The sequence below is a fragment of the Streptomyces sp. NPDC006326 genome (genome assembly GCF_040612915.1).
In the GTDB taxonomy this organism is placed as follows: domain Bacteria; phylum Actinomycetota; class Actinomycetes; order Streptomycetales; family Streptomycetaceae; genus Streptomyces.
In genome coordinates this window covers 39,318-46,603 of record NZ_JBEXRC010000055.1, presented here as the reverse complement: position 1 = coordinate 46,603, position 7,286 = coordinate 39,318, and the positions used below count along the sequence as shown (strand labels likewise).

Annotated in this window: 7 protein-coding genes; 3 read left to right on the top strand and 4 right to left on the bottom strand. The window is 73.3% G+C overall.

What is annotated here, in order from left to right; genetic code table 11:
* Positions 1–120 precede the first annotated feature (120 nt).
* From ABZ128_RS30965 to ABZ128_RS30950, 4 genes are all read right to left on the bottom strand, one after another.
* On the bottom strand, positions 121–588 hold the full coding sequence (locus tag ABZ128_RS30965; RefSeq protein WP_356852626.1) for a hypothetical protein: 468 nt from the start codon (positions 586–588) through the stop codon (positions 121–123).
* Between the two features lie 192 nt (positions 589–780).
* Complete coding sequence (locus tag ABZ128_RS30960) at positions 781–1,188, bottom strand: DUF3224 domain-containing protein (RefSeq protein ID WP_356852625.1); 408 nt, start codon at positions 1,186–1,188, stop codon at positions 781–783.
* Between the two features lie 89 nt (positions 1,189–1,277).
* Positions 1,278–2,186 carry an ion transporter gene (locus ABZ128_RS30955; RefSeq protein ID WP_356852623.1) on the bottom strand — a complete coding sequence of 303 codons (909 nt, stop codon included), beginning with the start codon at positions 2,184–2,186 and terminating at the stop codon, positions 1,278–1,280.
* 213 nt (positions 2,187–2,399) lie between these two features.
* Positions 2,400–4,034, bottom strand: coding sequence for a PHB depolymerase family esterase (locus tag ABZ128_RS30950; RefSeq protein WP_356852622.1), 1,635 nt, complete (start codon positions 4,032–4,034; stop codon positions 2,400–2,402).
* Between the two features lie 153 nt (positions 4,035–4,187).
* Between ABZ128_RS30950 and ABZ128_RS30945 the strand changes: the two genes are divergently transcribed.
* The 3 genes from ABZ128_RS30945 (at position 4,188) to ABZ128_RS30935 (ending at position 7,188) form a co-directional block, all read left to right on the top strand.
* Positions 4,188–4,802, top strand: a complete 615-nt coding sequence (locus ABZ128_RS30945; RefSeq protein ID WP_356852620.1) for a TetR family transcriptional regulator — start codon at positions 4,188–4,190, stop codon at positions 4,800–4,802.
* Positions 4,786–6,420, top strand: a complete 1,635-nt coding sequence (locus ABZ128_RS30940) for an isovaleryl-CoA dehydrogenase (RefSeq protein ID WP_356852619.1) — start codon at positions 4,786–4,788, stop codon at positions 6,418–6,420. The genes ABZ128_RS30945 and ABZ128_RS30940 overlap by 17 nt, the downstream gene beginning before the upstream one ends.
* Positions 6,421–6,483: 63 nt before the next feature.
* Positions 6,484–7,188, top strand: a complete 705-nt coding sequence (locus ABZ128_RS30935; protein WP_356852617.1) for a ribonuclease H — start codon at positions 6,484–6,486, stop codon at positions 7,186–7,188.
* Positions 7,189–7,286: the final 98 nt, after the last annotated feature.

Genomic DNA, 7,286 nt, shown 5'->3' with positions numbered 1-7,286 from the left:
TGTTGATCTACCGATCGGGGGGGCCGGCGGGAGGGCCCGGCACAGGGGCGCTTCACGGCTGTGGCACGGTCATGTTCAGCGCGTACGGCGTTCACGCGTGCGGCGCGCGGGGACCTGGCCTCACATCCGTCCCGGCCCGTACCCGGTTCCGGTCCTGGCCGGGTGGTCGGTGCACAGGGCCCAGATGACGAACACGCCGATGGCGATGGCGATGAGAGACCAGACCGGCTGGTACGGCAGCCACATGAAATGCGCGATCACGGAGAGCGCGGCAAGGGCGATACCGACGATCCGGCCGGCCGTCGAACCCTTGAGGATGGCCGCACCGGCGATGGCGACCAGGAGGCCCACGATCAGGTGGATCCAGCCCCAGGTGGTGAGGTTGAACTTGAAGACGTAGTGGTCGACGCGCGCGTAGACGTGGTTGTGGGCGATGCCCGCGATGCCTTCGAAGATGCCGAAGATGCCGTTGACGATCATCAGGACACCGGCGAACATCGTGCCGCCCGCCGCCCAGGCGTTTCTGCCATTGCTGCCACTGCTGCTGCTCGGCGTGGTACGCGGTGCAGTACTCGGCGTGCCGCTCATCGCGCCGCCTTTCTGTCGAGGGCCCGGCGGGTCGAGCCAGGCCTCGGGGTACAGGACCGGTACGTGTGCCACTCGGTCCCGTCCTCCATCGTGCGCACCGAAGGCGCAGGGGCGCACGTCGGGACGCCTCGCACCCGTCCCGGCGTGCGCCGCCCGGCGCAGCCGTCTATGCTCCCGTGCGGCCGCCGCGTTCTACGCGTCGAGTGCGTACTCGAACCAGATGCGGTGGGTTCCGTCGGCGTCGACCGCCAGGCCGCCCGTCCCCGTGATGCCCGTCAGCGCGCCCGTACCGCTCGTGGGGACGATGACGAAGAACTCGTTCTCCCTGGTCTCGCCCAGAGTGGTCGCGGAATGCGCGAAGTTGAAGGCACCGGCCCGCCCGTGCAGCGCGCCCTCGAAGGACTCCATCGCGACGTACGCACCCGTCCCGAGCGCCTGATCGAACGCGGAGGTGAAGAGCGTCGCCGAACGGCCGGTGACCTCCCCCTCGTACCGCTTCTCCATCGTGGCGACGCCGACCGGCAGCGCCGTCTCCACCGCCGGGCCGGTCACGGACGCCGGACTGAACCCTGACACCTTGAATGTTCCCGAAGCTCTCATGCCGCGAGCGTAAGCGGGGCCACTGACACGTACCTCCCGCCCGGGCCGTCCGGCACCTGCCCCGGCAACACCTCGGCCGCCGGGATCGTTCACCGGCCGCTGCTCCCCGAGCCGGCGGGAGCAGAGGCGGGGGCGGGGGCGGGGGAGCGGGGAGCAGCCGGGGCGGACGTCTCCCGGGGAGGGGCGTCCAGGCGGGCCTCCACCTCGGCCAGGGCGTGGCGCAACGCGGCGATGCGCAGCCGGAGTTCATCGGCCGGATCCGCCGCCGGACCGGCCGCCCCCGGCTCCGGCCCCTGCCCCGGCGAGGCGGCCGCCGTCTGCTCCGCCTCCATCTCGCGCGCCTCGTCCAGGGCGTTGAGGACCACCCCGATCAGGACGTTGACCAGGACGAAGGACGCGAGCAGCACGTACGAGGCGTAGTAGACGATGCTGAACGGCGACACGGCCAGTCCCGCGTGGACGGCGTCACCGAGGCCCTCCAGCGTCATCAGCAGGAACAGGGTCAGGGCGGCCCGGCCGAGTGAGCCGTAGTGCGCGGGGTCGTGGCGGGCGAAGCAGATCCAGCCGACCATCGCGTACACGTAGAGGATCAGCGCCCCGACGAACAGGAAGCTGACCGTGCCCGGAAGGCTGCGGCCCACGGCGACCAGCAGGATCCGCAACTGCGGCATGAACCGCGCGGTACGCAGCACGCGCGCCAGCCTCAGCAGCCGCAGCAGGGTGGTGTTCTCCCGCAGGAACGGAACGAACGCGGAAGAGACGACCAGGAGGTCGAACACGTTCCACGGGTCGCGGAAGAAAGCTTTCGGCCTGTCGGCGTGCGCGCCCAGCCGGACCAGCATCTCCACGGTGAACGCCGCCACGCAGAACTGCTCGGCCAGGTCCAGGACATGGCCGTGGTCGCGGGACAGCCCGCTGTACGTCTCCACGCCCAGCAGCAGCGCATTGAAGAGGATCACCGCGAACACGCCGAGCGAGAACGCCGGCGCCTCGGACACCCTGCGGCACCGCGCGGCCGTGTTCGCGCGCGCCGCAGCGCCGCGGTCAGGTCTGTCATCGTTCTCCCTCGTCCGCTCCCTCTACGGTCCGCTTCGCCTAACGCCGCATGATCGGATTCGAGACGCCCGGGCCCCGGAGATCGCCCGTTCGGGCAGCGGCGGCACGCCGGCTGCGGGTGCCACGAGGGCCACCCGCAGCCGGCCGAGGGTCGGTCAGGAGCGGTACTCGACGGTCAGGGTGGCCCGGGCGCCCTCGGCGACGAAGAGGTACGCCGTCGAGGTCTGGGGGACGGAGAAGCGCAGGCGCACCTGCGTCGTACCCGTGCGGTCCAGGGCGGCGAGACCCGCGGCCGACAGGTCGCTCGACGCCGCGCTCCCCGTGAGGAAGGCCGGCACCTCGGCGGCCCCCGCCACCGTCGCGGGCGCGGACCAGTCCCCCGGTTCCGGGGAGCAGCCGCCGAAGCATCCGGTCCGGACGTCCACCAGCAGCCGGTTGCCGCCGGCCCACGGATCCGCCGACCCGCCGTTGCGCGCCAGTGTCACGTAGGCCCGGGTGATCTCCTTCCCCGCCGGGATCAGCGAGGTGTCGAAGGAGAGCACCGCCCGGTCGTACCGGCCGTCGCCGCCGCGCCCCAGGGCAAGACCGTAGAGGTCCTCCAGGGTGCCGAGCGCCGCGGCCGAGCCGTCGGCCGCGGCCTTGACGTAGCCGTCCTCGGCGTCCCGGCTCGGCAGCTGCACCCGGTCCTGCCCGGACGGAGGCGCTCCGCCGCCACCGAGGGCCCGCACCATCGCCATGATCGACTCGATCTGCCGTCCGCCGTGCCGGGCGTACGCGGTGTCGCCCTGGTAACCCCACCAGTTCCAGCAGCCGTTCGGGTTGTCCGCCGTGGAGGTCGCCCGGGCCTGCGGGTAGAGCACGATCAGCCGGTTGGTGTCCGCGTACTCGTTGAGGTGGGCCTGTTCCACGAAGCGGGTACCGAAGGCCTGGTACGCGTACCCCTGCTTGCAGCCGTGCAGGGCGACGAGGAGCCGGCAGACACCGCCGCCCGGGCCGGCCGCGCCGGCGCAGGCCGACGGCACGTAGAGGAAGCCCTGCTCGCCCATGGACACCGACGCGGCCACGCCCCCGGGGGCGTACGGGTTCTGGTCGTAGGAGGTCAGCGTGCCGCCGGGGGTGCCGCTCGGGGCGGTGACGGAGCCCAGCAGGTGGCCGAGCAGGTCGCCCTCGGCGTCGAAGCCGCAGTCGTTGATCCAGGGATGCCCCGTCACCGTGCAGGCGTTCGGGCCGAGCGGGCTGATCCATGCGTGCCCCGCCGAGGTGCTCCTGTCGTAGCGGACCCGGGCCCCGAAACGCCGGTAGAACTCCGCGAGTGCGTCCGCGACCGGCCGCTTGACGGTCTGGTCGCCCGATCCGCTGAAGACGTACACCGGGTCGCCGGAGAGCTGCTCCACGGGGTCGACGAGGCCCTGCGCCGACCAGGCGCGCGCGGTCTGCTCCAGCTGGTCGAGCCGGAGGTCCTGCACGGTGTCCATGCAGGCGTTCAGGGCGGTGGCGAGCATGTTCTGCGCGCAGCCGTACGGGCCCGAGGCGAAGGCGGCGGAGCCGTCGAACGTGCCCGAGTACGCCACGTGCAGCTGCGTGGCCATGTAGCCGCCCGAGGAGATGCCGGCGCTGTACACGCCCCCGAGGTGGTAGGGCCGGAGCGGACCAGGGGCGGGCGTCGCGGCCGCGGGGGCGGCAGCCGAAGCCGCGCTCCCCGGGCCCAGGAGGGCGGCGCCCACCAGCAGGAACGCGGCCGCGAGGCGGCGTACGCAGCGGCCGGCCGGGTTGGCGGTCGACGGTCTCATGGCACCTCCGGGAAGACGGTTGCCGGGAGCGTAGGCCCCGGGCGGACCCGTGCCCATGGCCGCCGCAACCACCTTCGACCCGCCCCGACATGGCGTGCGCCGCCACCCGGAAGGTCTGGTGTGAAGCAGTGAATCAGTGCTTCAATCCTTCGCATGCCCTACCGACGCCCGCCTGCCGTACAGGCCCGCCTCGACGCCCGGCGCGACCGCGTGCTCGAAGCCGCCGTCCGCCTGCTCTCCCGCGAGGGGTACGCCGGCTGCTCGGTCGCCGCCATCGCGGCCGAGGCGAAGATCTCCACCGGCAGCGTCTACCAGTCGTTCTCCGGCAAGTCCGAGCTGGCCGCAGCCCTCTTCCGGACCCTGGTGGCCCGCGAGGTGCAGGCGGTCGCCGCCGCCGCGGACCGGCCCGGAACGGCGGCCGAGCGGGTGGCCGCCGCCGTCGAGACCTTCGCCTCCCGTGCCCTGCAGGCCCCGCGCCGCGCCTTCGCCCTGCTCGCCGAGCCCGCCGACGCGGCGGTCGACACCGAACGGCTCGTCTTCCGCTGCGCGTTCCGCGACGTGTACGCCCGGCGGATCGCCGAGGGCGTCGCCGCCGGAGAACTGCCCCCGCAGTCGCCGGAGCTGACCGCGGCGGCGCTCGTCGGCGCCATCGCCGAGGCACTCGTCGGGCCGCTCGCCGACGGCGACGCCGCCCCCGGCGAGGTCATCCCCGCCCTGATCACCTTCACCCTGCGTGCCCTAGGAGGACACGATGCCGCAGACGCATGAGGTCACCAACCAGGTGCCCCCGCACCACGGTTACGACGCGGCGGCCGACCCCGCGCTGCTGGAGGCGGTCTCCCGCGAGGGCGCCGAGTGGGCCCTGCCCGAGATCCACCGCCTGGGCGTCCTCGCCGGCTCGGAGCAGGCCGCCGAGTGGGGGCGCCTGGTCAACGAGAACCCGCCGGTGCTGCGCACCCACGACCGCTACGGCCACCGCATCGACGAGGTGGAGTTCCACCCGTACTGGCACGAGCTGATGCGGACCGCCGTCACCCACGGCCTGCACGCCGCACCCTGGGCGGAGGCACAGCCGGGCGCGCACGTCGCGCGCGCCGCCAAGTTCCTGGTCTGGGGACAGGTCGAGGCGGGCCACTCCTGCCCCGTGTCCATGACGTACGCGGCGGTGCCCGCCCTGCGCGCGACCCCCGGACTCGCGCAGTGGCTGGAACCGCTCCTGGCGTCCCGCACGTACGATTTCGGACTGCGCCGGCCCGACACCAAGAACGGGCTGATCGCGGGCATGTCGATGACCGAGAAGCAGGGCGGCTCCGACGTACGCGCCAACACCACGACCGCGGTCCCGGCCGGCGACGGCACCTACCGGCTGACCGGGCACAAGTGGTTCACCTCCGCCCCCATGTCGGACGTCTTCCTGACGCTGGCGCAGGCCCCCGGGGGCCTGTCCTGCTTCCTGCTGCCGCGGGTGCTGCCGGACGGCACCCGCAACCGGCTGCTGCTCCAGCGCCTCAAGGACAAGCTGGGCAACCGCTCCAACGCCTCCGCCGAGATCGAGTACGACGACGCCTTCGGCTGGCTGGTGGGGGAGGAGGGGCGCGGGGTCGCCACCATCATCGAGATGGTCAACATGACCCGCCTCGACTGCGTCCTGGGCGGCGCCTCCGGCATGCGGCTCGGCGCCGTCCGCGCCGTGCACCATGCCACCCACAGGCGTGCCTTCGGCAAGGCGCTGATCGACCAGCCGCTGATGCGCAACGTCCTGGCCGACCTGGCGCTGGAGTCGGAGGCGGCGACCGCCGTCGCCCTGCGCCTCGCGGGCGCCACCGACCGGGTGGCACAGGGCGGTTCCGACGAGGCACTGCTGCGCCGGCTGGGGCTGGCGGTGACCAAGTACTGGGTCTGCAAGCGGGCGCCCGGTCATGCGGCGGAGGCCCTGGAATGCCTGGGCGGCAACGGGTACATCGAGGATTCCGGCATGCCGCGCCTCTACCGCGAGGCCCCGCTGTCCTCCATCTGGGAGGGCTCCGGCAACGTCGCCGCGCTCGACTCGCTGCGGGCGATGGGCCGCCAGCCGGAGACGGTCGAGGCCTTCTTCGCGGAGGTGGGCCTGGCGGCCGGCGCCGACCGGCACCTGGACGCGGCGGTGGCCGCCCTCCACAAGCAGCTGGCCGATCCCGCCGAGGCCGAATACCGGGCCCGGCAGCTCACCGAGACCATGGCCCTGGTCCTGCAGGCCTCGCTGCTGACCCGGCACGCCCCCGCCGCGGTGGCGGACGCCTTCTGCGCCTCCCGCCTCGGCGGCGAGCACGGCGGCGCCTACGGAACCCTGCCCACCGGAGTCGACACGGAGGCCATCCTGTCCCGCGTCCGCACCACCACCGCCTGAGGGCGGCCGGTGCCGCAGGGGCACCGAATTCGTCGCCGGGCGGCTCTGGTGCATGATCGGGGGATGTCTGATCGCATCATTGCCGCCTGCGACGGGGCGGCGAAGGGAAATCCGGGCCCCGCCGGCTGGGCCTGGGTCATCGCCGACGAGCAGGGCCGTCCCGAGCGCTGGGAGGCCGGGCCGCTCGGCCGCGCCACCAACAACGTGGGGGAGCTCACCGCCCTGCAGCGGCTGCTGGAGGCCCTCGCGCCGGGGACGGCCGTCGAGGTGCGGATGGACTCCCAGTACGCCATGAAGGCCGTCACCCAGTGGCTCCCCGCCTGGAAGCGCAACGGGTGGAAGACCGCCGCGGGCAAACCGGTGGCCAACCGGGAGCTCGTCGAGCAGATCGACGCGCTCCTGGCCGAGCGGGACGTGGAGTTCCGCTACGTCCCCGCGCACCGCGAGGACGGCGACCACCTCAACGCCATCGCCGACCAGGCCGCCAGCGACGCCGCCGCCACCCAGCAGCCGGCCGGAACCGCCCTCGGCAGCGCCGCGATGCCGGCTCCGGCACCCGCCCGCGCCACCTCCGCTCCGCGCCGCACGACCGGTACCGCGGCCAAGAAGTCGTCGTCCGCCCGCGGACGCGCCTCCATCAAGGCCAAGTTCCCCGGCACCTGCCCCTGCGGCCGGTCCTACGCGGCCGGCGAGTTGATCGCCAAGGTCGGCGCCCGCTGGGGACACCCCGAATGCGGCGGCGCCCCGTCGGAGGTCGCCCCCGCCTGAACTCGTGCGTACTGCACACCCAGGCGGTGACAGCCGTTACTGTCGCCGCCCCCTTCCTCCGTGACACCTTCGGTCCTGCCGCCGACCGAAGGAGCAGG

Excerpts from the sequence above, each read along its gene's own strand:
- ABZ128_RS30965 (WP_356852626.1), bottom strand. The coding sequence starts at position 588 with ATGAGCGGCACGCCGAGTACTGCACCGCGTACCACGCCGAGCAGCAGC.
- ABZ128_RS30960 (WP_356852625.1), bottom strand. The coding sequence starts at position 1,188 with ATGAGAGCTTCGGGAACATTCAAGGTGTCAGGGTTCAGTCCGGCGTCC.
- ABZ128_RS30950 (WP_356852622.1), bottom strand. The coding sequence starts at position 4,034 with ATGAGACCGTCGACCGCCAACCCGGCCGGCCGCTGCGTACGCCGCCTC.
- ABZ128_RS30945 (WP_356852620.1), top strand. The coding sequence starts at position 4,188 with ATGCCCTACCGACGCCCGCCTGCCGTACAGGCCCGCCTCGACGCCCGG.
- ABZ128_RS30940 (WP_356852619.1), top strand. The coding sequence starts at position 4,786 with ATGCCGCAGACGCATGAGGTCACCAACCAGGTGCCCCCGCACCACGGT.
- ABZ128_RS30935 (WP_356852617.1), top strand. The coding sequence starts at position 6,484 with ATGTCTGATCGCATCATTGCCGCCTGCGACGGGGCGGCGAAGGGAAAT.